Raw genomic sequence first — 26,538 nt, 5'->3', positions numbered from 1 at the left:
GATCCCGAAAGGGCCTTAGGGCTGCTGGGCGAGCTTGACCTGAGCGGTCTGGGTCTGCCCGTCGCGGGTGTAGGTGACGGCGACCGTCGCGCCGATGTCATGCGCGCGCACCGCCGCGATCAGCGCGTCGGTGTCCGCCACGACCCGATCGTCGACCTTCGTGATCACGTCGCCGACCACGAGCCCGGCCTGCTCGGCCGGGCCGCCGCCGACCAGCTTGACGATCTTCGCCCCTTCGCCGCTGGCGCCCGTCGGGTCGCTGCTCACGTCCGCCGCGCTGACTCCGAGGTACGGGTGGGCGGCGCGCCGGCTGGTGATCAACTGTTCGGCGATCTTCTGCGCGTAGTTGCTGGCGATCGCGAAGCCGACACCGATGTTGCCGGACTGCTGCTCCTGACCGAACGGGCCGCTGCTGCCGCCGACGGTGGCGATCGCGCTGTTGATGCCGACGATCTGGCCGTCGCTGTTCACCAGCGGACCGCCCGAGTTACCGGGGTTGATGGCGGTGTCGGTCTGGATCGCGTCGAGGACCGCGTTCTGGTCCTGCACGGTGCTGTCGCCGGTGCGCACCGGGCGGTGCACGGCGCTGACGATGCCGGACGTGACGGTCCCGTTCAGGCCGAGAGGGCTGCCCACGGCGACCACCAGCTCGCCGATCTGCAGCGCGTCCGAGTCACCGAAGGTCGCCGCCGGCAGGCCGGTCTTGTCAATCTTGATGACCGCGAGGTCCGAGCTCGGGTCGGTGCCCCAGACCGTGGCGTCGAGACGCTCACCGGACTGCAGCGTCACCGTGAGCGAGCCGCCGTTCGACGCGCCCGAGACCACGTGGTTGTTGGTCAGGATGTAGCCGTCCTGCCGAATGATCACGCCGGAGCCGGTGCCCGCCTCGGTGCGCGAGACCTCCGAGATCGTCACGACGCTCGGCAGGATCACCTGCGCCGCCTTGCTGACCGTCCCGTTGGCGGCGGGCGCGACCGGGGCGCCGTTCGCGTCCCGGTTCAGGCCGGCGTCGGTGCTGGTGACCCCGCCGGAGTCGTCCTGGCTCGCGACCAGAGCACCGACCCCACCGCCGATGCCGCCGCTGACCAACGCCAGCGCCACCGCGGCCGCGACGAGGCGCCGCCGGCCGCGGGCCGGTCCGGGGCGCGCGGAGTCCGTCGACGGGCCACCAGGGCCGCCGGGGCCGCCACCGGTACCGAACGCGCCAGCCGGTGGTGGATAGCCAGGCGCCGTCCACGACTGGCCAGGCCCCTGGCCCGACCCACCCGACCCGCCCGGCCAGGGCGCCGACGGCGGCGGGCCCCACGGCGAACCGGGCCGGGGGCCGGTCGGTGGGTTCTGCCCGGGCGGCAGAGGGCTCTGCCCGGGTGGCGGCGGGTTCTGCCCAGGCGGCGGGTTCTCCCCACCGGGCGAAACGCTCACCGGCAGGGCGCCGGTCGCCGGCCCGGCGGGAAGACCGCCCGGGAACCCGCCGGGTGGGATCTGACCGGCCGGCGGCGGGCCGAACGGGGCCGCGCCTGGCCCCGCGGTCTCCGGCGACGAGCCCGTGAGGGGCGGGGCCCAGGGCGAACGAAACCCAGACGCGGCGTCGGATCCCTCCCGGGCACCGATCGGCCGGCCGTCCGCGTCGCTGCCACTGACCGCGGTGGTATCGAAGGTGGGACGCGTTGTCATGAGATGCACTTTCCCGTCGGACCCTGAGCGATTCCTGAAGTCCGACCAACGTTTCCGCTAAGCGGGCTTGGCCAGGGTATCCGCTATCCGACAGGTCCGTCTCTGGATCGAGGGTCCTGGGTCGTCCCCAGAGGTCACGCGGTGGTCGCGACAGCAAGTAGCGAGTATCGCCCGTCATCTTACCGAGTTGGCCCATGAGAGTGCCGCCGCGGCGCGAGGTCGGCTTGGTCGGGACACCGAGCCGCCGGGGCCGAGGCACGTCGTCGGCCCCCGAAGTCGTCGGCCACCGAAGTCGTCGGCCACCGAAGTCGTCGGCCACCGAAGTCGTCGGCCACCGATGTGGCGGCGAGCAGCGGCGAGAGGCCGCGACGGCCGCGCACGATCGACGACCATGGGAGTCGATCGTGCGCGGCCGTGGTCAAGTCGGGTCGCGGCCCGGAAGAGGCCGGAGGCGGGCGAGCCCCATGGATCTTCGCTCGCGCCGACGTCCAGGTCCCTCGGGCCGGCCGCGAGCCGTGGGAACCGCCGTCCGAACCTGGCGCCGTCCGAACCGGGCGCCGTCAGTACTTGGTCGGCGGCTGGCCGAACCCGGCCTCCGGCTCCCGGGTGGCCAGCAGGTCGCGGATCTCGGTGAGCAGCCGGGCCTCCTCAGAAAGAACCGGGTCCTCCTCCACCGACACCTGGCCGCGCTGGCGCCGCTCGTTCAGCTTCGCGAGCGGCATCACGACGATGAAGTAGATGACCGCGGCGACGATCAGGAACGCGATCAGGCTGTTGATGAATTCGCCGTATGTGAAGACACTTCCATTGATACGGAAATCAAGCTCCGAGAAGTCCGGTTGGCCGGCAATCGCCGCAATGAGCGGCGTGAAGATGTTCTTCACCAGCGACGTGACCACCGCCGTGAACGCGGTGCCGATGACCACGGCGACCGCTAGGTCGATGATGTTGCCGCGGAGCAGGAAAGTCTTGAAGCCTTTCAGGATCTCTCGCATCGGTCCCCCTGGGGTCGAGTCCTTCGGTCGCCGGTCGCTCCGCTCGCGCGGCTCGCGGTGACCGTCCGCCCGGACGGCGCCCCGTTCCGCCCGGCGCCCAGGGCACCGAGGGAGAGGCGACCACCCGCCCGGCCACGGTAGACGAAGGTCCAGAAGTCGGGATTGAGCGGCCCGAATCGGGCGAATCCGGAGGGGCACCGAAGTGGGGCCGGATGGCTGCCCTGACGCCGCTACGTGACTGATATGCCGCGGCCGCGTGGTCGGAGGATGGCCTTCCGTGGCGGCGTCGCCGCTTAGTCAACGGGAAGAGCGGTTGCCCCACTGCCCGACTAGGGCGGGGCCTCTGATGGTCAATCGCGGGGAGCGCACCGCCAGGCGGGGCCAGTAGATCATCTTTTGGCGGTGTGCCGGAAGTTCGAGTGGATAACCCGGCTGACACTCCTCGGCCGTACTAAGAGACCATTTTGACTTGTTCGCACCGGTGGGCCGCTCGCTAGCAGACCAGACGCAATGGGCGGCCAACGCCGTGGTACACCGGTGTGAGGCATTACTGGCACGATATGCGGATGGAGGCAGCCTGGTGACGGACGGTGCTCGCCGGCCTGGCCCAGCCGACCCGCGTCGACCTCCGGCGTCCGGCCCGGGGTCCCTGCCAGATCGGCTCCGATCCGGCAGGTCCAGTGCCGACGAGCCCGATGAGTACCACCAGGACGACTACGGCCGCGGGGGCGCGGAGGGGTACCGCCCGCGGCCGGATCCCCGCCGCGCCGGCCGCGAGACTCGCGGTTTCGACGCCGCTCGGCGCGACGAGCGGCCGGCCGGCTCCGGGTCGGGCCATCATCCGGCCGCTGGCCGCGGCGCCGGCGAGCGCGGGTACACCGGCCGCGCCGACGACTGGGACGGCTCCGGGCCGCGGCGCCAGGACGAGCCCCACAGGCGAGACAGCGACCCCAGACGCGGGCGTGGGTATCGGGACGTCGACGGGGACGCTTCCGGTTCCCACCGGCCGGGCGGCCCGGGGTTCCCGCCGGATCGACGACAGCGTCCCCCCCGGCCTGGCGACGGGGTTCCCGCCGGGCCGGCGTCGCCGAGCCGGGAGGCCGGCGAGCCGGGAGGCCGGCGAACCGGGCGGCCCGCTGGGCGGCCGTACCCCGACGACGACCCGTACCCGCCCGGCGGCGGGGGCCGCCAGGATGGCCGTGGCGGCGCCACCGGCGGCCGGCCGGCGGCCGGCCGGCCCAAGCCGGACGACGCGGAGCCCGACACGGGCGCGCTGTTCGCCGAGCCGCCGGCCCGGGCCCGCGGCGGGACCGGCCGGTTCGCCAGCCGCCCGGGCGAGGCCACCGGGGAACGGACCAGGGCCGGCGGCCGCGGCGGCGGGTACGAGGCCGGGCGCCACCAGGAGGACGGCCCCGCCGAAGGCGACGAGGGCGGCTTCTCCCCGAGCCGGGGCGGCGGTACCGGTCCGCGCCGCAAGGCCCCCGGGACGGCGGCCACCCGCTCGACGCCCACCGGGACCACGGGGACCACCGGTCCCGGCCGGCGCGCCGCCGTCGGCAGGGAGGACGGCACGGCGGGCGGGGCGGACGAGCCGGGCATCGACGAACCGGGCGCCAGGGCACCGGAGGTCGGGCTCGGGCTGTTCCTGCGCCGTCTCGTGATCGCGCTGGTCTGGCTCGGGTTCGCGCTCGGCCTCGGCGTGGGCGCGGGTGTCGTCTGGGAGAAGGTCCGCCCGAGCGGCGAGGAGGCGACGGCCGGGCCGAGCCCCACCCCGTCGACGACCCAGGCCCCCACGGCGCCGCCCTCCGAACCGCCGCCCAGCTCGTCGCCGACGCCCGCGGTCCCCTCGGACTGGGTGGCCGCCAATGACAGTGCCTCCGGGACGACGTGGTCGCACCCGGGGACCTGGACGATGCGCCAGGACTCGGTGGGCATCTTCTACGGCGAGCCGTCCGGGGCGCGGATGGTCGGTGTCGCCCGGCGCACGGGGGTCGACGGAGCTGGCGCCCTCTCGAAGGTGCAGGCGCTGGAGTTCGGTGGGCAGCCAGGACTCGCGGTCACCGGCTCCGGCGACGTCAAGGACACGTTCTCCGGCGCCACGGTGCGGGAGCTGACCGGCAGCTACACCAGGCAGGGCGAGAAGGTCTCCTACCTGATGCGCACCGTCGAGACTCCGAACGCGGTGTACGTACTGATCGCGCGGGCGCCGGCGGCCTCGGACGCGGAGCTCGACACCCTGATGGCCTCGCTGCGCGCTTCCTTCCAGCCACCGGCCTGACCGCCGCCGGCCCTGGTCCTGACGGGCCGCGGGCGGCGGCGAGGGCGGGCGGGCGGCCGTGGACCGCCCGGGCCGGGTGGGTGACGTCGGCGTGGGCCGGTCGGCCGGCGACCGCCCGGCCGCCGGCGACGCGGCGCGACGCGGGCCGATTCGGCTACCGGGCCGGATGGGCGCGGGCGGAGCCCAGCAGCTGCCAGATCACCGAGGCCGTCGCGAAGGCGGACGGGCCGAGCGCTCCGGGCCAGCCGTGGTCGGCGTCCGGCAGGTAGTAGTCGACGACCCGGGCGCCGGTGGCGCAGGTGGTCTCGGTACGGATCGCGTACGCCGGGCTCGTCGCCGGGTCGACCGGCACGAGCGCGGGCGCGGTGACCCCGGCGGAGGGCGTCGCCGGCGCGGGGACGCCCGCCGGGGCCGGCAGGCCCAGCGAGGCGAGGGCGGCGCGGATCTGGACCGGGGTCACCGCCGCGCCACCGGCGCTGAGCGTGTCCGACAGCCGCGGCGCGCCGTCCGCCCCGGTCCCCATCACGTCGCCCAGGCCGGTCGTCGTCGGGCACCGCGCGACCTCGCGGAACGGGAGGAGGCTGCGCGCCGTCGAGGTGACCGGCGTGCCGAGCGTGGGCTGCCAGTCGGCGCCGGCCGCCGGCACATGCCCGTCCTTGCCGCCGTGCACCGAGACGACGCTGACCGGCGCGTCCGGGCGGCAGTCGAGCTGCTGCAGGCTGCCCGCGACGACGGCGATGCCGGCGAGGTCCTCCGGGTGCTCGCAGGCGTAGCGATAGGCCATCATCCCGCCGTTGGAAAGGCCAATGATGATCACTCTCGCCGGGTCGATCGGGTAGTTGGTCTTCAGATGCTGGATCAGCGCATGCAGCCAGGCGACGTCGTCGACACCGGTTTTCACCGCGGTGTCGCAGCAGGTGCCGGCGTTCCAGGACTTTCCGACGCCGTCCGGGCTGACCATGGCGAACCCGGCCGTCCGGGCGAGCTGCTCCAGCCCCCACCCGGTTGTCTCGCTGCCGTCGTGATAGAGGCTGTGGAGGGCGATGACGAGGGGATACGGTCCGGCGGTCTCCGGCCCCGGCAGCACCAACCGGAAATCGCCCGCCCTGCCGGAACGCTCGTAGGCGTCCGGGCCGGAGGTCTGGGTCGCCACGGCGGCGGCGGCCGGCGACGGGCCGCCACCGGCCCCGGCGCTGGACGGGTCCTCGTCGAGGATCGCGCCGCAGCCAGCCGAGACCGCGGGGGTGACGAGTGCGAGGCTGAGGAGCCAGACCGTGACGGCCCGGCGGCGACGGACGGCCGACACATCGCCCATTCTGGACGGTAGCCCCTAGATCGCGGCCACCTGGTTGTCCGTCATGGCCGTCAGTGGTCGCTTTGGCACACTTGCCCACGATGGCGAGCTTCACAGCGGATGGCCCCGCTCCCGCCGGAGCCGTCGAGGACGGCGCGCACGGGCAGCTCGGCCATCAGGGAGAGGCTCGGCCCTCCGAAAAGAGCAGGAGGCGACGTGAACGAGCGCGGACCAGCCCTGGACGCGCCGCCGGGCACCCGGGCCCAGGTGCTGGCCATGCCGCACCCGAGCGCCGTCCCACGCCTGGATCCCGACATCCGCGATGAGGCGTTCGCCAGCCTGGTCACGGACCCCGGGTGACCGCCGCCGCCCGCTGACCGGGACTCCCGTTGCTCCACCCGCCGACCCACCGGAGTGTTTCGGCGAACTATCGGGCGTGGCCGGCTCATGTGCGGCACTCTGGGAGAGGACACCAGCGTGGGCGCCCAAGGAGGCGCTGACAGACGTCGCGCCGCCCAGGCGAGGCAGGAGACGCGACCGGAGCGAGCGATCAGCATTCCGGAGGGACAACTCTCGGTGGACGAGGTATCGGACATGGATCGTTCCCGCCTGCTCCTTGGGTGGCTGGCGGCACGGCGCGCGGTGGATCACTGCCTGTCGGACCTGCTGGCGGCCGGCCCGGCCGGTGAGCGGCGGGTTCGTGCCCAGCTGGCGCTCGTCGACGACCTGGAGAGCCGTGCGCAGGCCGCCTTCGACCGCTACCGTTCGGCCGTCGAGAAGACGGCCGGCGCCAGCTCCAAGGCGGAAGCTCACCGCCCCCACCTCAACGTCGTCCGCGGCGACCGCGCCTGAAGACGACCAGGCCCGAGGACGACCAGGTTCAAGGACGACCAGAGCCAAGGACGAAGCACGGCGAAAGCGCCAGCAGGGACGGCGAGCGCCGTCCGCGAGGCCGCGCGCATCCCGGAACGCCGATCCGCGCGCGACCAGCGGTCTCCGGGCCACCCGGCCCGATCCGGCCCGATCCGCGGACGCGCGGCAAACCGCGGATGTGCACGAGTCCCGGGGTAAGACGGGCAGGCGTGGCCGAAGGGCGCGCGGATCCGATGACCAACCAAGATCTTGGGGCGGCTGACGGTTCCTGACCGGCGGAAGCGCGCGCGTCAGTGGTCGAGTACCCAACCGCGATCCGCCGGCAGACCCTGGACCGGGGTCGGGCCGCCGGCCAGGCCGCCCGAGGGCCGAGACGGCTCGGCCGCGGTCGCGCCTCCGTACGCCCCCCTCCGAGCGTAGGGTCGGCGCGACCGCGGCCTTGGCGGGACCGTGATCGACGAGTGGAGCCCTCCTACTCCACACGCCCACGGTCCCCACGGCGGAGGCGTCCCCACGACCTCCACCTGGCTCGGTCGTCCACATGCCACCGGTCTGGCCGGACAACGGCCTGACCAGCGACGTTATCGCCCCCTACCCAGCTTGGCTGGGATTACGCCCCCAGTCTGCGGGGCATCGGCGAGCGCTTGTCGTGAACGGACCTTCCAAGGGTGGGCTATCAGTCAGCCGATGGCCACCGCATTAATGGCGTACGGACCTGTCGGATGCCTGACACCGAAGGCCGACCGAGGCCCGCTCGACCGCCCACGCGGTGTGGACTCCCGGGAGAGGGTCCCAGGAGTCCACACGAACGTAACCCAATCCATGGAACTCAGGCGATGATGTCCACCGGAGTGCCAGTCGGGACGGTCCCCGCGAGCCGGGTGACGGCGTCGTTGCTGAGCCGGATACATCCGGAGGAGACGTCCTGGCCGAGCAGCTGCGGCTGGTTGGTGCCGTGGATCCCGATCACCGGCTCACGGCCGTTGAACGAGTCCAGCGTGGTGGAGAAACCGTTGAGCCCGAAGGCGTACGCGCCATACGGCCCGTTCGGGTTCGGCGGCTTGAGCAGCTCCGCCAGGTAGAAACGGCCACCGGGGGTCGGCGTGTCCGTCGTGCCGATCGCCACCTTCTCCACGGCGATCGGGGCGCCCGACTTGTAGACGGTCAGCGTGTGCTCGCCCCGGGAGACCACGATCCGGAACGGCGTGACGCTCGCCGTCACCTGCTCCGCCTTGATCCAGCCGGTGGAGCCGTTCGGCTGGACCGGCAGCAGGACCTGCCACCAGCCCGGCATCTTGGCGGTGACCAGGAAGACCAGCGGCGCGCCGCTCGCGTTCGGGTTCGCCAGCTGCAGCTTCGGCGCCGCGGCCGCTCCCCCGGGCGCGCTGGGCGCCGGGTAGACCGAGACCGAGTTGCCGCTGGCGGTGACGATCGTGCTGTCCGCGCCGACGCCGGCCACGGCGGAGAGCTGGTTCTGGACCGCCTCGGGGATCTGGGTCGACGTGGCGGTTGGTTCGTCGTCGCCACCGCAGCCGGCCGCGGTGACGGCGGCCAGGGCCACCATCACCGCGACGCGGGCGATCTTGCCGGTTGGTCGCATGTCAGCCCGTGTAGTACGGCGTGCCGGGGACGGCGACCGCCGGGGTGGCGCCCGGCAGCGAGGCCGGGATGGCCGGGACGGCCGGGGCACCCGGGCAGGTCGAGTAGCCGACCGCCGGGATCGCGACCAGCAGCGTGCTGGTCGCGGCGTCCCACGGCGAGGCGATGACGGCGATCGAGTGGCTGTTGATCGTCTGGGTCTCACCTGGGCCGATCAGCGCGATGCCACCGCCCAGGTTGATGTCGAACCAGCCGTAGCCGAGCGCCTTGGTGCCGGTGTTGGTCACCTTCCAGTCCGGGCCGTTGGGGCCGCAGGTGGCGGTGATCAGCAGCGGGTTGGGCACGAAGTCCTCGATGCCGTCGATCTCGGCCTCGCAGGGGACCTTGATCGGCGAGAACGAGTTGAAGGTCTCGCAGCCTTCCTCGAAGTTCAGGTCGATCTCACCGATACCCGGGATGACGATCACGCCGGGGGCGGTGGTCGGGCTCGGGCTCGCGGAGGTCGTCGCCTCGCCGGTGGGCGTGGCGTCGGGCGTCGCCGTGCCCGTCGCGGTTGGCGTGGCGGTGGGCGTCGGGGTGGCCGTGCCGGTCGCCAGCGGATTCGGGACGTCGATGACCAACCCCTGCGTCGGCGTCGCCGTCGGCGTGACCGTCGAGGTCGGGCTGGGCTCGGGGCTGGGGCTGGGCGAGCCGGCCGCCCAGGCCGGTCCCGCGATGGCGATCATTGCCGCGCCGAGAACACCGGCCGTGGCGGCCCGCATTCTGGATTTACGCATGAAACCGTTCTCCCTTGCGGAACACACCCACGCGGTCGTCGCCCGCGCCGGCTCGCCGACCGGATCTGACGGGGCACTCCCCTCGGGGCGCGCCGTCGCCGGTCAGGAACGGTACCAACAAGGCATACCGGATACCCGACCCGGGTCGGGCGCTAGCGCCACTGTTGGGCGTCGGTTTCCCATAGGGCCATTTGTCTCATCAGTTCGGGGTTCCTGCCGGATCGGCGATCCGGGAGCCCGCCATCCGGCGGGCCCGCGGGGGATCGCGTCCAGCCGGACGCGCCTTTTCAGTGGGTGACAATCCCTGGACCCTGGCCGGGGGAGGCCGGCGCGTATCGCGCCCGCTCGGACGCGATCCGCGCCGGGCTCAGGGCGCCAGCCGCTCGACGGCCCAGCCGACGCCCTCGGCCCCGGCCCCGGCGTCGGCGCGGCGGCGGAAGCGGAGCCGATCGTGCAGGCGGTCGCGGCGGCCCTGCCAGAACTCGACCGTCTCGGGCACGACCAGCAGCCCGCCCCAGAACGGCGGGACCGGAATCCGCGTCTGGGCCGGCCAGCGCTCGGCGAGCGCCGCCGCGCGACCGTCCAGTTCCGCCCGGGAAGCCACCACCGTGGACTGGCGACTCGCCCAGGCGCCGAGTTGGCTGCCACGTGGCCGAGAACGGAAGTATTCGGCGGAACGCGCGGAAGGGACGCGCTCCACGGACCCGACGACGATCACCTGTCGCTCCAGCGGATACCACGGGAAGACCAGGCTGCCGTACGGATTGACCGCGCATTCCTGGCCCTTGCGCGACGTGTAGTTGGTGAACAGCAGGAATCCCGACTCGTCAAAACCCTTCAACAGCACGGTGCGGGCGCTCGGGCGGCCGGCCGCGTCGGCGGTGGCGAAGATCATCGCGTTGGGTTCGAGCACGCCCGAGCCGGGATCGGCGGCCTCGGCGAACCAGCGCGCGAACTGTTCCACCCAGGTGGACGCGAGATCACGTTCGTCGAGCCGGCCGCCGCCGTAGCCGCGGCGGAGCCGGCCGAGATCCGCGCTGGGGGCCGCCGTGTTGTCGATCGCCGCCGCGCCGTCGATCGCCGCCGCGTCGATCATCGCGACGTCGAAGCCGCTCCCGCCCGGGGGCGCGACGTGGTCAGGCCCCGGGGTGGTGGGTAGGGGATCGGCGACGGCCATGCGCACGATCCTGGCACCACCGGGGCCGCCCCGGCCGGCACCGGCCGGGGCCGCGCCCATGCGTGGCCGGCGCCGGCGGCGACCACCACGGGGGTCCGCATGACCTGGCGACATTCCTCACATCGCCCGGCGTGGCGGTGCCGGGAGGGCGCCCGGGCGGACGATCGTAAGGTTTCCCTCCGGTTACAGACCGGCCAGGCGGCATGAAATGTGAAGTACGACACCTCCCCGTCACTGGGGGTTTCCCAGCGGGGCCACGCGGCGCGATCGTCCGTGACGAGGAGTTGGGAAGAGGAGTTGGATGGATGCCCGGCGGGCCGCTTCTGGCGTCGCCGGGCCGCCGGCGGCAGGATGCTCGCCGGCGGGGCACGCTGGAATCAGTCGCGAACTTTCAGAGCGGAGATCCGGACTCGATGGCCGAGAAGACAAGCGATTTCAAGCCCGGGCTTGAAGGCGTCATCGCCTTCGAGACCGAGATCGCCGAGCCGGACAAGGAAGGCAGCGCGCTGCGCTACCGCGGCGTCGACATCGAGGACCTGGTCGGCAAGGTCGACTACGGCCACGTCTGGGGCCTGCTGGTCGACGGCGCGTTCGAGCCCGGCCTGCCGCCGGCCGAGCCGTTCCCGGTGCCGGTGCACTCGGGCGACATAAGAGTCGACGTGCAGAGCGCGCTGGCGATGCTCGCGCCGTACTGGGGCTTCGGCCAGCTGATCGACATCTCCGACGAGCAGGCTCGCGCCGACCTCGCCCGCTCCTCCGTGATGGCGCTGTCCTTCGTCGCCCAGTCCGCGCGTGGCCTCGGCCAGCCGGCGGTGCCGCAGACGGAGGTCGACCGGGCGCGCACCATAACGGAACGGTTCATGATCCGCTGGCGTGGCGAGCCGGACCCCAAGCACGTGCAGGCCGTCGACGCCTACTGGGTCTCCGCCGCCGAGCACGGCATGAACGCGTCCACGTTCACCGCGCGGACCGTCGCCTCGACCGGCGCCGACTCGGCCGCGGCCCTGTCCGCCGCCGTCGGCGCGCTGTCCGGCCCGCTGCACGGCGGCGCGCCGTCGCGGGTGCTCGCCATGCTCGACGACGTCGAGCGCACCGGCGACCCGGTCGGCTACGTCCGCCGGGCGCTGGACAACCACGAGCGGCTGATGGGCTTCGGCCACCGGGTGTACCGGGCCGAGGACCCCCGCGCCCGCGTGCTGCGGCGCACCGCCCGCGACCTGGGGTCGCACCGCTACGAGGTGGCCGAGGCGCTGGAGGCGGCGGCCATCGAGGAGCTGACCAACCGCTACCCGGACCGGCCACTACGCACCAACGTCGAGTTCTGGTCGGCCGTGGTGCTGGACTTCGCCGAGGTGCCGGCGCATATGTTCACGTCCATGTTCACCTGTGCCCGGACCGCGGGCTGGAGCGCGCACATTCTTGAGCAGAAGCGCACCGGCCGGCTGATTCGGCCGTCCGCGCGCTACATCGGTCCGGCGCCGCGGCCACTGGGGGATGTCGCTAGTGCCTGAGACGCAACCGATCGTCCTGCCCGACGAGCTGCGCCCGGCCGACGGCCGGTTCGGCTGCGGGCCATCGAAGATCCGTCCGGAGGCGGTGGCGGCGCTCGCCGCCACCGGGACGAGCCTGCTCGGCACCTCCCACCGGCAGAAGCCGGTGAAGAACCTGGTCGGCCGGGTGCGCGCCGGCCTCGGCCAGCTGTTCTCGTTGCCGGACGGCTACGAGGTCGTGCTCGGCATCGGCGGGGCGACCGCGTTCTGGGACGCGGCCGCGTTCAACCTCGTCCAGGAGCGCGCACAGCACCTCGTCTTCGGCGAGTTCGGCGGCAAGTTCGCCGACACGACCAAGGGCGCGCCGTTCCTGGCCGAGCCGTCGGTCATCAAGTCGGCTCCGGGCACCCACCCGGACTGGTCCCCGCTGCCGGGCGTCGACGTCTACGCGACCCCGCACAACGAGACGTCCACCGGCGTGGCCCGCCACGTCCGCCGCCCGGTCGGCGCGGACGCCGGCGCGCTGCACCTGGTCGACGCCACCTCCGGCGCGGGCGGCCTGCCGGTCGACGTGTCCGAGGCCGACGTCTACTACTTCGCCCCGCAGAAGTGCTTCGCGTCCGACGGCGGGCTGTGGGTGGCGCTGATGTCCCCGGCCGCTCAGGCAAGGCTCGGGGAGGTCAGGAGCACCGACCGCTGGATCCCCCCGTTCCTGGACCTGACCACGGCGCTGGACAACAGCACCAAGGACCAGACGTACAACACCCCCGCGGTGTCGACGCTGTTCCTGTTCGCCGAGCAGCTCGACTGGATGCTGGCGCAGGGCGGCCTCGACTGGTGCGTGGCGCGCACCGCCGAGTCGTCGTCGATCCTCTACAACTGGGCGGAGAAGACCCCCTACGCGGTGCCGTTCGTGACGGACCCGGCGCACCGCTCCCAGGTGGTCGTCACGATCGACTTCGACGGGGTCGACGCGGCGGCGGTGGCCAAGACGTTGCGGGCCAACGGCGTGGTGGACGTCGAGCCGTACCGCAAGCTCGGCCGCAACCAGCTCCGGATCGCCTGCTTCCCGGCGGTCGACCCGGCGGACGTCGAGGCGCTGACCGGCGCGATCGAGTACGTGGTCGAGCACCTGTAGGCCAGCCGGCCAGGGCCGGCCGGCCGCCGAGGCGCCGGCCGGCCCGTGGCACAGCGGCTCAGGCCTCGCGCAGGTAGGCCAGGACGGCCAGGACGCGGCGGTGGTCGCTGCCGGAGGCCTCCAGGCCCAGCTTCGCGAACACGTTCGAGATGTGCTTCTCGACGGCCCCGGCGCTGACCACCAGCTCGGCGGCGATCGCGGCGTTGGAGCGGCCCTCGGCCATCAGCCGGAGCACCTCGCGCTCACGCGGGGTCAGCAGGGCCATCGGGTCGTCGCGCCGGCTGCGAATGAGCAGCTGCGCGACCACCTCCGGGTCCATCACCGTGCCGCCGGCGGCCACCCGCCGGACCGCGTCGACGAACTCCCGGACGTCGGCCACCCGGTCCTTGAGCAGATAGCCGACCGCTCCCGCGCCGTCGGCGAGCAGCTCGGCGGCGTACTGCTTCTCGACATGCTGGCTGAGCACCAGCACCGGGGAGCCGGGCACCTGGGCACGCGCGGCGATCGCGGCCCGCAGCCCCTCGTCGCGGTGCGACGGCGGCATCCGCACGTCGACGACCGAGACGTCCGGGCGGTGGCTGCCGATCGCGTCCACCAGGGACAGGCCATCGCCGACCGCGGCGACGACCTCGCAGCCGGCGTCGGTCAGCAGGCGGGACAGTCCCTCCCGCAGCAGCACCGAGTCCTCGGCGATCACGACCCGCACGGGTCCTCCAGTCCTGGTGGTCGGTGGTGGCTCCCGGCCGTCGGTGATCCGCCCCGCTCCTGGCCCACCGGTCCCGCCCTGGCCGCCGACGATTCAGCGGCCGGTCGTCAGGCGGCCGCCGGCGGGGCCACGGCGTCGCCGAGCCTCAGGACGCCGGGAGTGCCGATCTGGATGTAGCAGCCACATTCGGTGTGACCGTAGTTGGCGGAAAGCTCCTTGAGAACCTTGATATCGCGTTCGGCGGTGTCCGGGTTGACGGTGGTGGCGGCGCACCGGACGGTACCCGCCAGCACCCGGGCCCGGACCGGGCCCAGGACGATCTCCTTGCCGACCCACTCCCGCTCGGCCCAGGCGGGAATGCCGTCGAGGTAGACGTTCGCCCTGAACCGCAAGGGGTGGACCGGCTGGCCGACCCGCTCGGCGAGATCGCGCACGGAGCTGAGGTTGACGACGGAGACCGCCTGCATGAGCGCCGGCCCGGACGGCCCGGCGTCGGTGAACCGGTGCCCGCCGCGCGCCGTGACCAGCCGGGGCAGCCCGGACCTCCCGGCGGGGCGCTCAGATCGTCTTCCGGGCCTGCCCGAGCGGCCTTCCGGACCGGCGAGGCCAGCTGGAGGATTCGCGCCGTCCGTGCCGGCGGTCGCGGCGGCGAGCGCGCCGAAGTACTCCTCGACGGCGCGCCGCCCCGCCGCCGTACCGAGGTCGGCCGACCAGCGACGGCTGCCGTCGTCGACGCTGAGCAGGCCGGTCCCGGGGTCGTAGCCGGTGCGGACCCGGGCGAGCGCCTCGTCACGCTGCAGCATCAGGAACCGCTGCTTGCGGAGCGCGGTCGGGCGCTCCTCGTCGAACTCGGTGTCGGGCAGCGCGAGCGCGAACACCCGATCGCCGGGGACACCCTCGTCGGCGCGCAGCTCGACCTCGTCGAGCGGTTCGGCGGACAGCCCTTTCACCGGGTACCGGTAGAGCGCGGCCACCCGAGGCCCTCCCGGCACATCCATGCGCACAGCTCCTCGTCCGCGTCCGTCCAGCCAGATCCGTCCAGCTAGAGGTGTCGCTCGTCGACGCTACCGGCCGTCCGCGGCTCGATCCGCGAACCTGACCCGTATTCGTCAGGTTCCACGTGATCACGGCTCCGCCGGCGGATTCGAACCTCCGGTCCCGCGTTGCCGCGCCGCGAGGCCTGGCGCCCATCCGACTACGCGTCACAATGTGCCAATCACTCTTGATCTGGCAGAGTCATGGTCGTGACGACCGGCCGGGCGCGCCCGCTCCGGCGGCCCAGCCTGGCTGGAGCCGCCGAGGTGGCTCGGGGCTCCCGCCGGAACGGCGGCTGGAGCCTTGCCGGATCCACGAAGCTTGCCGGGTCCGTGAAACTTGCCGGATCCGCGAAGGCGAAGCCCGAGGTCCCCGGCGGGGTCGCGGTGGCCCCGCACGGCGACCCGGCGGCCGGGTCCACGCGGCTGGTCAGGGCCACGGTCGCCGGGGGCTGCGCGGCCAGCCTCGCCGTGGCGGCTCACGTGGCCGCCGGCGGGACACCGCCACCGGTCGCGCTCGTCGTCGTCGCCACCGCGCTGCTCATCCGGGTGGCCCACGGGCTGGCGGCACGGCGGCGAGCCCTGCCGACGGTGCTCGGAGCGCTCGCCTGCTCCCAGCTCGCGGCGCACGTCGCCTTCACCCTGGCCGGCCACCACGGCGGCCCCGGGCACCACCACACACTCGCCCCGGCCGAGCTGTTCGTCGAGGGCGGCGCGGGGTCCTGGTCACGCGCCGCGCTGATGACGGCCGCCCACGTGGTCGCGGCGGCCACCACGGGCCTCCTGCTCCACCGCGCCGACCAGGCGCTGTGGGCCGCCGCGGCGCTGCGGGCCGCGCTGCCCGCCGCGGCCGCGCGGATACTCGGCCCGCTCCGCCAGGCCACCGCCCGGCTGCGCCGGCTGCTCGCCCTGGCGGCCACCGGCGGCGCGGCCCCCGCCGCCCAGGCCGGCGCGATCTCACCGGCCAGCGTGCCACCGGCGCGACGGCGCGGCCTCCCGGTCGGGCGCGCCGCCCGGCGGCGCGGCCCGCCGAACAGCGCCCGCGCGTGGCCGCGCGTACCGACGGCTCCCCACCCACCCGTCCGGGCTGGTCTCGGCACGGTCTGCTAGGCCTCGACGGGCCGGCGGGCGGTCTGGCGGGGAGTGGGCGCGGGTGGACCCTGAGCCACCTCGGCGCCGAACACCCCTGACCTCCTGGGGCGCCTCGCGCACCCGTGCACCGTCACCCAGCCAGGCCGCCGGGCCCGGCGCGCCGCCGGCGCGCCGCCGCGGCCCGGGTGACGGACGGGCGCGAGCAGCCCTCCACTCGCTCACCCGTACGGAAGGACCACCATGTCTCGAACCAGGCCCCGAACCATGTCCCGGGTCGCCCGGGCGGCCGCCGTCCTCGTCGGCGCCACCGTCGCCGTCGTGGTCGCGACGGCCCTGCCGGCCTCGGCCCACGTCACCGTCTCGGCCCCGGACGCGCAGGCCGGCGGCTACACGACGCTGACCTTCAAGGTCCCGACCGAGCGCGACGACGCGTCGACCACCAAGGTCGACGTCGCGTTCCCGCTCGACACGCCGATCGCCTCGGTCAGCGTGCAGCCGAAGGCCGGCTGGACCTACGAGATCCGCGAGGGCGCGCCGAGCAAGCCGCTGACCGCGCACGGCGCCCAGGTCACCGAGGTCGTCAGCGAGATCATCTGGACGGCCGACGGCCCCGGCGGCATCAAGCCCGGCGAGTTCGACACCTTCGTCGTCTCCGCCGGGCCGCTGCCCGAGAACGTCGCGTCGATCAGCTTCAAGACATTGCAGACCTACTCGAACGGCGAGGTGGTCCGCTGGATCGAGACCAGCGAGCCCGGGCAGCCCGAGCCGGAGAACCCAGCGCCGACCCTGGCGCTCTCCCCGGCGGCGGACGAGACCGGCGCGAAGGCCCAGGCCACCGCGGCGGCCACCTCGGCCGTGACGGCGGCGGGATCGTCGGACGCCGACGGCACCGCCCGGGGCCTGGGCGTCGCCGGCCTGGTGGTCGGCGTGCTCGGGCTCGCGACCGGCGCCCTGGCTCTGGTCGCGTCGCGTCGGCGGGCCCCCTCGGGCGGCTGACGCGGCACATGTCCGAGCCCGGCCGGCGGTGGCCTCGCCACCGGCCGGGACCAGGCGCCGCGCGGACCGGAGAACCAGGGCCCCGCGCGGCGCTGACAGAAGCTGACAGGAAGAGACTGCGGCAATGAGCGGCAAGACCGACACGGCGGCGCGACGGCCGCGGCCGGCCCGGGCGTCGGCGGGCCGGGCCCGGCGGCGACGGGCGGCCGCGCTGCTGGCCCTCACGGTGGCGGCGGTCGTGGCGCTCCTCGGCGGCGCCTCGTCGCCGGCGTGGGCGCACGCGGTGCTGGAGCGGGCCACGCCCGCGGGCGGCACCGCCGTCGACACGGCGCCGGCGAGCGTCACGCTCGGCTTCAGCGAGTCCGTCCAGGCGGGCGCGGGATCGATCAAGGTGGTCGACGCGCGCGGCACCCGGGTCGACACCGGCCGGGCACGCGGCGGGGAGCGCTCGTCGGAGGTCACCGTCGACCTCAAACCGGGGCTGCCGAACGGGACGTACCTGGTCAGCTGGCGGGTGGTCTCGGCGGACAGCCACCCGATCGCGGGCGGGTACGCGTTCGGGATCGGCGAGGCCCCGGCCGCCGGCGCCACGGCGGCGGCCAGCGCCGCGGGCGGTGGCTCGTCGGCCACCGGGTTCGTCTTCGGCGTCGCCCGGCTGGTCGCGTTCGCGGGCATCGCGCTGCTGCTCGGCGCCGGGTTCTTCCTGGCCACGCTCTGGCCGGGCGGGCTGCGCCGGCGGGCGCCGCGCCGGCTGCTGGTGGCCGGGTGGGTGACGGCCGTCGTCGGCGCCGTCGCCTGCCTGCTCCTGCAGGGCCCCTACACGGCCGGCCTCGGGCTGTCGGGACTGTTCCGCTGGGATCCGCTCAGTGCCACCCTCACCGACCGGTACGGCAAGCTCACGCTGATCCGGCTGCTCGCCCTGCTGCTGGCGGTGCCACTGCTGCGCGCCCTGCTGACGGCCGGGACGACGCACCGGGCCGGGGCGGCGGACGCCGGCCCGGCCGGGGTACCCGGGCCACCGCCGGCTTCCCGGGCCGCCGGCCAGTCAGATCCACCACGCCGATCCGGAATCTCGATCTGGACGCGGGTGGAGCTGGCCGGGCTCGCCGTCGCGGTCGCCGCGACCACCGCGTTGACGGGCCACGCCGGCGCGGGCTCCTGGTCCTGGCTGGCCGCGTCCAGCGTCACCGCGCATCTGCTCGCGATGTCGGTCTGGCTGGGTGGCCTCGCCGTGCTCGCCGCCGGGGTGCTCGAGCGGACCGCGCCGGCGACGGCCGCCGCGCCGGCCCAGGGCGACCAGACCGGATGGGCCGCGGCCGTCGCGCGCGGCGCGGGCGAGCGCGCCGGCCGGGGCGACGAGGCGCGCGACGGCGAGGAGGACGAGGAGGCGGAGCTCGCCGCGGCCCGCGCTTACCTGGACGAGCAGGTCGTCGACGTCCGGCCGGTGCCGGCCGAGAAGGCGGCCGAGCTCGCCGCGGTGCTCCCCCGCTGGTCGCGCGCGGCGATGGCCGCCGTCGCCATGATCGTCCTCACCGGCACCTACCAGACCTGGCGGGAGGTCGGCCCCGTCGGCGCCCTGCTCGACACCGAGTACGGCCGGCTGCTGCTCTACAAGCTGTGGTTCGTCCTGGCGATGCTCGGGCTCGGGATGCTCGCCCAGCGGTGGGTGTCGCGGCACTACCGCCCGGTCGCGCTGGCGATGACCCAGGAGGCGGACGCCGCGCGCCGCGGCGGCCCGGCGGGGGCGGGCGGGGGCCTGGGCGACGGCCCGGACGGCTCCGGTACCCGGCCGGAGGCGACCGTCGGCGCGGTCGCCGGGCTGCGGCGCGGGGTGCTGGCCGAGGCGGTGGTCGGGCTGGTGGTGCTGGCGGTCACCGCCGCGCTGGTCGACCGCGTGCCCGGCCGCGTCTCGTACGCGCCGCCGTTCCACACGACGACCACCGCGGGGCCGCTGACGGTCGAGCTCCGGGTGACGCCCACCCGCGTTGGCCTGGAGACCGTCGAGGTCGTGGTCCGCGACCCCCAGAACCAGCCGCAGCGGCTGGTCGAGGCGTCGGTGCGGATGTCGTTGCCGTCCGCGCAGGTGGGCCCGCTGGACGTTCCGATGACCGCGGCCGGCACCGGCCAGCTGGTGACCCAGGAGGCGCAGGTACCGCTGCCCGGCGACTGGCAGATGACGGTGACCGTGCGGATCAACGACTTCGACCAGTACTCGACGACGGTCACCTACCGGGTCCGCTGACGCCCGCCGCCGGCGTGACCGCGGCGCCGGTCCGGCCGCCCGTCGGCGGTGCCGGACCGGCGTGTCGGCGCCGTCGTGGCCCGCGCGTCGGCGCCGCCGCGCCCTCGGGGCCGGCGAACCGGCCCGGCGCCGGAACTACCGGCCGATACTGGGCGAGGCGTGACAGATCTGGCGAGAGTCTGCCGTAGGCTGCCGGTCTTGTGAGCCCTGTCCTCGCGCAGTCCCGAGCTGGGAACTTCGTCCGTTCCCTCCTCATCATCGGGCTGATCGTGACGGTGTTCCGCGAGCTCTATCTGCTGTGGTTCTTCCACACTCCGGCGTGGACGTCTCGGCCTCCCGAGATCCGCTACTGCGGGGAGTACTACCAGCGGCGGGACGAGCCCCCGGACGTCTCCACCGCGGAGATGAACCGGCTGGCCGGCGGCCGGGTGAAGCAGGTCATGCGCTCACCCGTGCTGCGCCCGATCGCCGCCTACAAGCCGGCGAAGTCCTGCCCGCGCTACGTCTTCGCCAAGGTCGGCGAAGACCGGTTCGTCGTGTACACCTTCCCCACCTGACCGCGCACTCCGCGGACAACCGCCCCGCCGGGCGCCGGCCGCGGACCGCCGGTGCCGGGCGACGCCACGGCGGGCCGGCGCGCGGCCGGCGTCAGCGCGCCGGGCGCGGGGCGGTGCTCTCGTCGGCCGGCCAGCCGGAGGCGGGGTGCTCGGCGGGCAGGGGGTAGACGCGCGCATGGATGGAGGTGCGCTGCTGGAGGGCGGCGCGCACCGCGCGGTGCAGCCCGTCCTCGAGGTAGAGCGTCCCGTCCCACTCGACGACGTGCGGGAACAGGTCGCCGTAGAAGGTGGAGTCCTCGTCGAGGAGCAGGTCCAGCGCGAGCACCCGCTTCGTGGTCACCAGCTGGTCGAGCCGGACCTGGCGCGGCGGGATCTTCGCCCAGTCGCGCTGGCCGAGCCCGTGGTCGGGATACGGGCGCCCGTCCCCGACCAACTTGAAGATCACCTGTACCTCCTCGCCGTGCCGTCGGCCAGGGCTCACGCCATGGGCCGACCCCCGATGCCGAGCCACCCGGACGGCACCGGGCCGTGTGGCCGCGAGCGCGCCGCGGCCACCGGACTGCCGAAAACCTACGCCGCGGGCGGCGCGCGGGCGGCGCATCCTCGCGCCGCCTCGGCCGTGCGACCACCTCAGCCTAGAATCCTGCGTCCCCACGCCGGAGCACTACCAGTGTCCGGCCCGTAGTTGCCCGGGCCTTGAGACACGCGGACCGCGTTGGCGTCGGGTAGTTGTCAGACCCACGCCACCACCTCCGGGGAGGGTTGCCAAGACCCTCGCCGCGCGTGCCGGCCACGCATCGCGAGGCCACCGCCGCCCAACCGAAAACCGGCCGACACGGCCGAACCGCTTGACCCGCCGCCCTCCCCCGACTTAAGTAAGCCTTACTTGTGATGGGAGGAACCCGATGTTCGCGGAGGAACCGGACGACGCGATGCTCGCGGTCCGCGCGCGCACCGTCCTGGCCGGCGCGCGGCACGCGCTGCTCACCCTGCCGGGAGCGCGGGTGCAGGGCTGGACCGGCCTGATCGACGACGGGGGCGAGCCCGTCCTGCTGGTCGGCGCCGGCAGCCCACCGACCCACGCCGCCGCCATGGTCGGGACACGCGGCTGCCGCCTGGACGTGCCGGGTACCGCCGGTGAGCGCCTGGTGCTGACCGGAAGGCTGCGAACGGTCCCGGGCAGCGCCCTGCAGGTCGCGCGGCGCCTCGCCGGACCGGGCCTCACGGTCGAGGTGCCCGAGTGCGCCGACGCCGAGCTGGCCGCCGTCGCGCTGTCCGTCGAGGGCGTGCTGCTGTGCCTGCCGTCCACGGCCGAGCCCGGCCCGCGCCGGGGCCGCTCGCGCCGCGTCCGGCGGCTGGGCACCGCGGCGGCGGCCGGACCCGAGCCAGCCGACGGCGAGCTCGGCCGCGCCGGCGAGCCGCGGTGGCCGTCCGCGGCGGGCGGGCGCCGGGTCGACCTCGCCGCCTACGCGCTCGCCGAGCCGGACCTGATCGCCGCGTACGCGCCGGACCTGATCGAGCACCTCAACGTCGCGCACGCGGGCCAGCTGCGCCAGCTGGCCAGGCACGGCGTCCCCGTCGAGCCGTCATCGACCGAGCCGGCCCAGGCGCGGGTGAGCGGGTCGGCCCAGCCGGCGGGCCCGGACCTGGACCCCCTCGCGAGCCGCGCGAACACGGACGAGCGGGCGGCCACCCGGCTCGGCGACCCCACCGACCCGACGCTGGTCGTCGGCGTCGCCGTCGGCGAGCTCGACCGGCTGGGCCTGACGCTGTGGCAGGTCGGGACGGACGGGGCGGACGAGCTGCGCGTCACGTTCACCAACCCGCTCACCGAGCCGCGCTCGCTCGGCCTGGAGCTTCGCCGGCTGCTGCACGGCACGGCTTAGCGCGGCTCCGCCGCCGCGACACGCGGCGATACGCGCCCCGGCGGCCCTCGACGGCCAGGGACGCGGGTGACGGTCTGGCGCCTCCCGGGCGCCAGCCGCCGCATGCCCGTTTGACAGCGGTATCCGAAACGGTTTTCATTACCGCTATGCGCTACCCTGCCCGTGTGTGCCAGCCATCTGACCCGCCTCGCGCCCAGCCCCACGCCCGGCGGTCGACGGCGACCACGGCCGCCACGGCGTTCGCCGCGCTCGGCGTGGCCGGCTCGCTGCTGCTCGCCGGCTGCGGCGGCTCCGGCGGCGACGGTTCCGCCTCGGGACCCGGCGGCCAGCTGCGCGTCGTCGCGACGACGACGCAGGCCGGCGACTTCAGCCGCGTCATCGGCGGCGACCTCGTCGAGGTCACCCAGCTGGTCAAGCCGAACGTCGACCCGCACGACTTCGAGCCGTCGCCCGCGGACCTGGACGCGATCGCCGAGGCGGACGTGCTCGTCACCAACGGGGTCGGGCTGGAGTCGTGGCTGGACGACGCGGTCGAGGCCGCCGGTTTCGACGGTACCCGCGTGGTCATGGCCGACGGCGTCACCCTGCGCGAGGGCGGCCACGAGCACGGCGACGAGGACGAGGAGCACGCGGACGAGCACGAGCACGACCCGCACGTCTGGCACGACCCGCGCAACGCCAAGATCATGGTCGCCGGCATCGAGCGCGCCTTCGCGGCGGCCGACCCCGAGAACACGGGGAACTACCTGGCGAACCTGACGGCGTACACGGTCGAACTCGACGAGCTCGACCGGTATACCGAAGCCCAGATCGCGACCATCCCCGAGGACCAGCGCCTGCTGGTCACCAACCACGACTCGTTCGGCTACTACACGGCCCGCTACGGGATCACCTATGTTGGCGCGGTCATCCCGAGCTTCGACACCTCGGCCGAGCTGTCCGGGCAGGCCATCCAGGAGATCGTCGCGAAGATCCGCGCGACCGGGGCCAAGGCCGTCTTCTCGGAGTCGTCTCTTTCGCCCAAGACGGCCGACACGATCGGGCGCGAGGCCGACGTCACGGTCATCGCCGGCGAGGACTCGCTGTACGCCGACTCGCTCGGCCCGCCGGGGTCGGCGGGCGGCACCTACCTGACGGCCGAGCGGCACAACACCGACGTGATCGTGGCGGCGCTGCGGTGACCCCCGGCTGCTCCTTCCCCCTACCCGGGGTGCCGCGGATCCCTGACGCGTCCCGGGCGGCGGCGACGGCGGGGCGTGGCCCTCGGGTGGACCGGCCGCCGTCGGCGAGTCGCGGACCGCATACTGTGGCCGCCATGAGTTCCGAGGCGCCCGCTGCCCGCGGGCCCCGTCGGATCGACGACGGAGTTCCCGCCGGATCCGGGGTCCCTGCCGGATCGACGGAGCTTGCGGAGTCGATCTGGGAGGTCCGGGAGCCCAGGCACTCCGCGGGATCCGGGGTTCCCGCCCGGTCGGCCTCGCCGACGGGGCAGGCCCGGCAGCCGGTCCTGGAGGTCGACGAGCCGGAAGCTCCGCTGGCGGGTCCGCCGGGAGGCCACGGCCCAGTCGTCGTGACACCGCGGTTCGGGCTGGCCACGCTCGCCGAGCCCGCGGCGCCCGGCGCCCCACCGGCCGCCCCGCCTGACGTCCTGCCGGACACCCTGCCGGGTGCCTTGCCGGGCAAGGACGCCCGGCGCGAGCCGGCGGGGGCCGTGGAGCTGGCCGAGCCCGTCGCCGCCGACGCGCCGTCTCCGCGCGGACCGGCCGGATCGGCGCGGCGGATCCGGGAGGAACCCCGGGGCCAAGGGGAAGCCGGGGCCCAGGGGGAGCCCCGGGACGCGCTGGTGCTCGCGGACGCGAGCATCGCCTACGGGCGCATCCCCGCCCTGGAACGGGTGAGCGGCCGGGTACTGGCCGGCCGGACGGTCGCGCTGATCGGCCCGAACGGCGCCGGCAAGTCGACGCTGATCAAGGCCGTGCTCGGGCTCGTCCCCGTGGTCTCGGGCTCGATCACCGTCCTGGGCCAGGCGCCGGCGCGGGCCCGCCGGGAGGTCGGCTACGTCCCGCAGGCCGACACCCTCGACCCTGACTTCCCGGTCTCGGTCGCCCAGGTGGTGCTGATGGGCCGGTACCGGCAGGTCGGCTGGGTGCGCCGGCCGGGCGCGGCCGACCGTGCCGCCGCCGCCGAGGCGCTGGAGACGGTGGGGCTCGCCCACCGCGCCCGGGACCGGTTCGGCACGCTGTCCGGCGGCCAGCGCCAGCGGGTGCTGCTGGCCAGGGCGATCGCGGCGAGGCCCCGGCTGCTGCTGCTCGACGAGCCGTTCAACGGGGTGGACGCGGTCTCCCAGGACGCGCTGCTCGCCGCGCTCGCGAAGCTCACGGCCGCCGGCACCGCGGTAGTGATCTCGACCCACGACCTGGCGCTCGCCCACCTCGCCTGCGACGAGGTCTGCCTGCTCAACCGGCACCAGTTCGCCTTCGGCCCGCCGGCGGCGACGCTCACCCCCGAGCTGCTGCGCGCCGCCTACGGCGGCGCCGCCGTGGAGCTGGGCAGCCACGGCGTCATCGTCGCCAGGTCATGACGCCCGTCCCACCCCCCGTCACCGCCGTCACCGCCGTCACCGCCGTCACCGCGAGCGTGCCCGGGTCCCGGCCGTGACCGACCTGCTGATGGCCCCGTTCGAGCGCCCCTACCTGACCCGCGCGCTGGTAGAGCTGCTGCTGCTCGGCGGGCTCGCGGCCGTCGTCGGGGTGTTCGTGCTGCTGCGCCGGCTCGCGTTCCTCGCCGACGCGCTCACCCACACCGTGTTCCCCGGCGTCGTCGTCGGCTTCCTGATCGGCGGCACGCAGGGGATCTTCCCCGGCGCGCTGGTGGTCGCCGCGGTCGCCGCCGGCCTGTTCACCCTGCTCGCGGCGACCCGCCGGGTGGCGGAGGACGCGGCGCTGGCGATCCTGCTCACGGGCTTCTTCGCGCTCGGCGTCGTGCTGGTGTCGCGCCGCTCGTCCTACACGGCCGATCTCACGGCGTTCCTGTTCGGCCGGGTGTTGACGGTGCGCGTCGCCGACATCGTGGCCACCGCCGCCGTCGCGGTCGTGGTCCTCGCCGTCCTGGCCGCGCTGCGCAAGGAGCTGTTGCTGGTCGCGTTCGACCCTCAGGGGGCCCGCGCGGCCGGTTACCGGGTGGCGGTGCTCGACCTGGTGCTCAACCTGGCGATCGCGCTGGTCGTGGTCGCCGCCGTGCGCGCTGTGGGCACGGTGCTGGTGATCGCGCTGATCGTGGTCCCGGCGGCGACCGCCCGGCTGCTGTCCGACCGGTTCGCCGTGGTGACCGTGCTCGCCGCCGCGCTGGGGATGGCGGGCGGCTGGATCGGCCTGCTGGTCAGCTACAAGGTCTCGGTGGACCACGGGGTCCGGCTCGCCACCGGCGCGACCGTGGTGCTGGTCCTCGTCGCCGGCTACCTGCTGGCGCTCGCGGCCGACACAGCCCGCCGCCACGCGAAACTGGCGAAGCCCCGCGCGACGGCGGGCCCGCCAACCGATGCGGTGGGCGCGCCAGCAGACACCGCGGTCCAGGAGGCGGGTCCGCGCGTGGGCGGCGACGAGCCGGCGAGCCCGTACCCGGGCGAGCCCCGGCCCGACGGAGCCGTGACCCGATGAGGCTCTGGGAGACCCTGGGCGACGGCTACACCCAGCGCGCGCTGGCCGAGGCCGCGATCGTGGGCGTGTTGTGCGGGGCGGTCGGCGTGCACGTGGTACTGCGCCGGCTGAGTTTCCTCGCCACCGCGCTCACGCATGCCACGTTCCCCGGCGTCGTGATAGCCGCGCTGCTGGGCGTGCACCTCGTCCTCGGCGCCGGCGTCTTCGGCCTGCTTCTCGTCGGCGTGGTCGCGGCCGTGGCCGGGGCGCGCGGCGGCCCGGCCGGCGGGCTTCCGTCGGCCGCCACCGGCCGCGGCGGGCGCGACCTGTCCAGCGTCACCGGCGTCGTGCTTTCCGGCGGGTTCGCGCTCGGCGTCGCGCTCATGTCCGCCCAGGACGGCTTCACCAGGGACCTGACCGCGTTCCTGGTCGGCTCGATCCTCACCGTCGGCACGCCCGACCTGGTGGTCAGCGCCGTCACGGCCGTCGTCGTCCTCACGCTGCTCGCGGCGCTGCGCAAGGAACTGCTGCTCGGCGCCTTCGACCCGGCGGCGCTCGCCGCCGCCGGGTACCCGGCCCGTCGGCTAGACCTCGTGGTCCTCGCGGCCCTCGAGCTGACGGTGGTGACGACGGTGCCGGCCGTCGGCACGATCATGGCGATCGCCCTGGTCGTCGGCCCGGCGGCGACGGCGCGGCTGTGGTGCGACCGCACGGGCCCGATGACGGCCCTGTCGATGGGCCTGGGTGTGCTGGCCGGCGTCGCCGGCCTGGCGGTCAGCGCCCAGTGGGACGTCGCCGCCGGCGGCGCCATCGTCCTCACCGTCGCCGCGATGTTCGTCCTCTCCCTCGCCCTGACCGGCCGCGCCCACCCCCGCCCTCGCCCGGCAACCACCTGACCGCCCCTCGCCGGAGCCTCGCGCCGCGGGGCGCGACCCTGATCAAGGGCTACTTCACCGGTCGGGACCAACCACACCCAGTCCGAGCCTCGCGCCGCAGGGCGCAGCCCCGGATCTGGAGGAACCTGACCAGACAAGATCAACCATAGAGCCTGAAAAGCAACCAACAACGCGACGGAAGCGGCAAACGGAACGCAACC

General features: G+C 74.5%; 23 protein-coding genes. 14 read left to right on the top strand and 9 right to left on the bottom strand.

Translation table 11 applies throughout. The annotated features are described in order from the left end of the window. Positions 1 to 15: 15 nt before the first annotated feature. Together I6A81_RS03690 and mscL are read right to left on the bottom strand one after the other, a co-directional pair. Positions 16 to 1,674 (bottom strand): S1C family serine protease, encoded by a 1,659-nt coding sequence (locus I6A81_RS03690; RefSeq protein WP_203006444.1) that lies wholly within the window; start codon positions 1,672 to 1,674, stop codon positions 16 to 18. A gap of 560 nt (positions 1,675 to 2,234) precedes the next feature. Further along, positions 2,235 to 2,669: a large conductance mechanosensitive channel protein MscL gene (gene mscL, locus I6A81_RS03685; RefSeq protein ID WP_203006443.1), complete on the bottom strand. Its 435-nt coding sequence runs from the start codon at positions 2,667 to 2,669 to the stop codon at positions 2,235 to 2,237. 580 nt (positions 2,670 to 3,249) lie between these two features. Here mscL and I6A81_RS03680 point away from each other — a divergent pair. Next, a complete protein-coding gene (locus I6A81_RS03680) occupies positions 3,250 to 4,947 on the top strand; it encodes a hypothetical protein (RefSeq protein ID WP_203010096.1) in 1,698 nt (565 codons plus the stop codon). Between the two features lie 154 nt (positions 4,948 to 5,101). On the opposite strand, the gene I6A81_RS03675 is transcribed toward I6A81_RS03680, so the two are convergent. Next, positions 5,102 to 6,262: an alpha/beta hydrolase family esterase gene (locus I6A81_RS03675; protein WP_203007510.1), complete on the bottom strand. Its 1,161-nt coding sequence runs from the start codon at positions 6,260 to 6,262 to the stop codon at positions 5,102 to 5,104. Between the two features lie 195 nt (positions 6,263 to 6,457). Between I6A81_RS03675 and I6A81_RS03670 the strand changes: the two genes are divergently transcribed. Together I6A81_RS03670 and I6A81_RS03665 are read left to right on the top strand one after the other, a co-directional pair. Next, positions 6,458 to 6,601, top strand: coding sequence for a hypothetical protein (locus I6A81_RS03670; protein WP_203007511.1), 144 nt, complete (start codon positions 6,458 to 6,460; stop codon positions 6,599 to 6,601). A 234-nt stretch (positions 6,602 to 6,835) separates the two neighbouring features. Further along, a complete protein-coding gene (locus I6A81_RS03665; protein WP_238430992.1) occupies positions 6,836 to 7,093 on the top strand; it encodes a hypothetical protein in 258 nt (85 codons plus the stop codon). Between the two features lie 850 nt (positions 7,094 to 7,943). On the opposite strand, the gene I6A81_RS03660 is transcribed toward I6A81_RS03665, so the two are convergent. The 3 genes from I6A81_RS03660 to pdxH form a co-directional block, all read right to left on the bottom strand. Then, positions 7,944 to 8,714, bottom strand: coding sequence for a L,D-transpeptidase (locus I6A81_RS03660; protein WP_203007513.1), 771 nt, complete (start codon positions 8,712 to 8,714; stop codon positions 7,944 to 7,946). A 1-nt stretch (position 8,715) separates the two neighbouring features. Further along, a complete protein-coding gene (locus I6A81_RS03655; protein ID WP_203007514.1) occupies positions 8,716 to 9,489 on the bottom strand; it encodes a hypothetical protein in 774 nt (257 codons plus the stop codon). 367 nt (positions 9,490 to 9,856) lie between these two features. Further along, a complete protein-coding gene (pdxH, locus tag I6A81_RS03650) occupies positions 9,857 to 10,585 on the bottom strand; it encodes a pyridoxamine 5'-phosphate oxidase (protein ID WP_203007516.1) in 729 nt (242 codons plus the stop codon). 494 nt (positions 10,586 to 11,079) lie between these two features. Between pdxH and I6A81_RS03645 the strand changes: the two genes are divergently transcribed. Continuing rightward, complete coding sequence (locus tag I6A81_RS03645) at positions 11,080 to 12,177, top strand: citrate synthase 2 (protein ID WP_203010095.1); 1,098 nt, start codon at positions 11,080 to 11,082, stop codon at positions 12,175 to 12,177. Then, positions 12,161 to 13,294: a phosphoserine transaminase gene (serC, locus tag I6A81_RS03640; protein ID WP_203010094.1), complete on the top strand. Its 1,134-nt coding sequence runs from the start codon at positions 12,161 to 12,163 to the stop codon at positions 13,292 to 13,294. The genes I6A81_RS03645 and serC overlap by 17 nt, the downstream gene beginning before the upstream one ends. A gap of 58 nt (positions 13,295 to 13,352) precedes the next feature. Here serC and I6A81_RS03635 read toward each other — a convergent pair whose 3' ends face one another. Next, positions 13,353 to 14,000: a response regulator gene (locus tag I6A81_RS03635; RefSeq protein ID WP_203006146.1), complete on the bottom strand. Its 648-nt coding sequence runs from the start codon at positions 13,998 to 14,000 to the stop codon at positions 13,353 to 13,355. A gap of 107 nt (positions 14,001 to 14,107) precedes the next feature. Beyond that, the gene (locus I6A81_RS03630) at positions 14,108 to 14,998 is read right to left on the bottom strand and encodes an MOSC domain-containing protein (RefSeq protein WP_203006147.1); all 891 of its coding nucleotides are present in this window, start codon (positions 14,996 to 14,998) and stop codon (positions 14,108 to 14,110) included. Between the two features lie 369 nt (positions 14,999 to 15,367). Here I6A81_RS03630 and I6A81_RS03625 point away from each other — a divergent pair, with 369 nt between their 5' ends. The 4 genes from I6A81_RS03625 (at position 15,368) to I6A81_RS03610 (ending at position 19,921) form a co-directional block, all read left to right on the top strand. Continuing rightward, on the top strand, positions 15,368 to 16,144 hold the full coding sequence (locus I6A81_RS03625) for a hypothetical protein (protein WP_203006148.1): 777 nt from the start codon (positions 15,368 to 15,370) through the stop codon (positions 16,142 to 16,144). Between the two features lie 222 nt (positions 16,145 to 16,366). After that, positions 16,367 to 17,122, top strand: a complete 756-nt coding sequence (locus tag I6A81_RS03620; protein ID WP_407661243.1) for a YcnI family copper-binding membrane protein — start codon at positions 16,367 to 16,369, stop codon at positions 17,120 to 17,122. A 124-nt stretch (positions 17,123 to 17,246) separates the two neighbouring features. Continuing rightward, on the top strand, positions 17,247 to 19,364 hold the full coding sequence (locus I6A81_RS03615; protein ID WP_203006150.1) for a copper resistance CopC/CopD family protein: 2,118 nt from the start codon (positions 17,247 to 17,249) through the stop codon (positions 19,362 to 19,364). 200 nt (positions 19,365 to 19,564) lie between these two features. Then, positions 19,565 to 19,921: a hypothetical protein gene (locus I6A81_RS03610; protein ID WP_203006151.1), complete on the top strand. Its 357-nt coding sequence runs from the start codon at positions 19,565 to 19,567 to the stop codon at positions 19,919 to 19,921. A 91-nt stretch (positions 19,922 to 20,012) separates the two neighbouring features. Here I6A81_RS03610 and I6A81_RS03605 read toward each other — a convergent pair whose 3' ends face one another. Beyond that, a complete protein-coding gene (locus tag I6A81_RS03605) occupies positions 20,013 to 20,366 on the bottom strand; it encodes a type II toxin-antitoxin system VapB family antitoxin (protein WP_203006152.1) in 354 nt (117 codons plus the stop codon). Positions 20,367 to 20,826: 460 nt separating this feature from the next. Here I6A81_RS03605 and I6A81_RS03600 point away from each other — a divergent pair, with 460 nt between their 5' ends. The 5 genes from I6A81_RS03600 (at position 20,827) to I6A81_RS03580 (ending at position 26,338) form a co-directional block, all read left to right on the top strand. Continuing rightward, a complete protein-coding gene (locus I6A81_RS03600) occupies positions 20,827 to 21,807 on the top strand; it encodes a DUF2470 domain-containing protein (protein ID WP_203006153.1) in 981 nt (326 codons plus the stop codon). Between the two features lie 164 nt (positions 21,808 to 21,971). Continuing rightward, positions 21,972 to 22,988: a metal ABC transporter substrate-binding protein gene (locus I6A81_RS03595; protein WP_407661242.1), complete on the top strand. Its 1,017-nt coding sequence runs from the start codon at positions 21,972 to 21,974 to the stop codon at positions 22,986 to 22,988. A 659-nt stretch (positions 22,989 to 23,647) separates the two neighbouring features. Next, positions 23,648 to 24,388, top strand: coding sequence for a metal ABC transporter ATP-binding protein (locus I6A81_RS46075; RefSeq protein WP_203006158.1), 741 nt, complete (start codon positions 23,648 to 23,650; stop codon positions 24,386 to 24,388). Positions 24,389 to 24,476: 88 nt separating this feature from the next. Continuing rightward, a complete protein-coding gene (locus tag I6A81_RS03585) occupies positions 24,477 to 25,463 on the top strand; it encodes a metal ABC transporter permease (RefSeq protein WP_203006159.1) in 987 nt (328 codons plus the stop codon). Beyond that, the gene (locus I6A81_RS03580; RefSeq protein WP_203006155.1) at positions 25,460 to 26,338 is read left to right on the top strand and encodes a metal ABC transporter permease; all 879 of its coding nucleotides are present in this window, start codon (positions 25,460 to 25,462) and stop codon (positions 26,336 to 26,338) included. The genes I6A81_RS03585 and I6A81_RS03580 overlap by 4 nt, the downstream gene beginning before the upstream one ends. The last annotated feature ends 200 nt before the right edge of the window (positions 26,339 to 26,538 follow it).

It is taken from the genome of Frankia nepalensis (assembly GCF_016786325.1).
In the GTDB taxonomy this organism is placed as follows: domain Bacteria; phylum Actinomycetota; class Actinomycetes; order Frankiales; family Frankiaceae; genus Pseudofrankia; species Pseudofrankia nepalensis.
The sequence above is the reverse complement of the archived record's forward strand: the minus strand, read 5'-3'. Positions and strand labels throughout refer to the sequence as shown.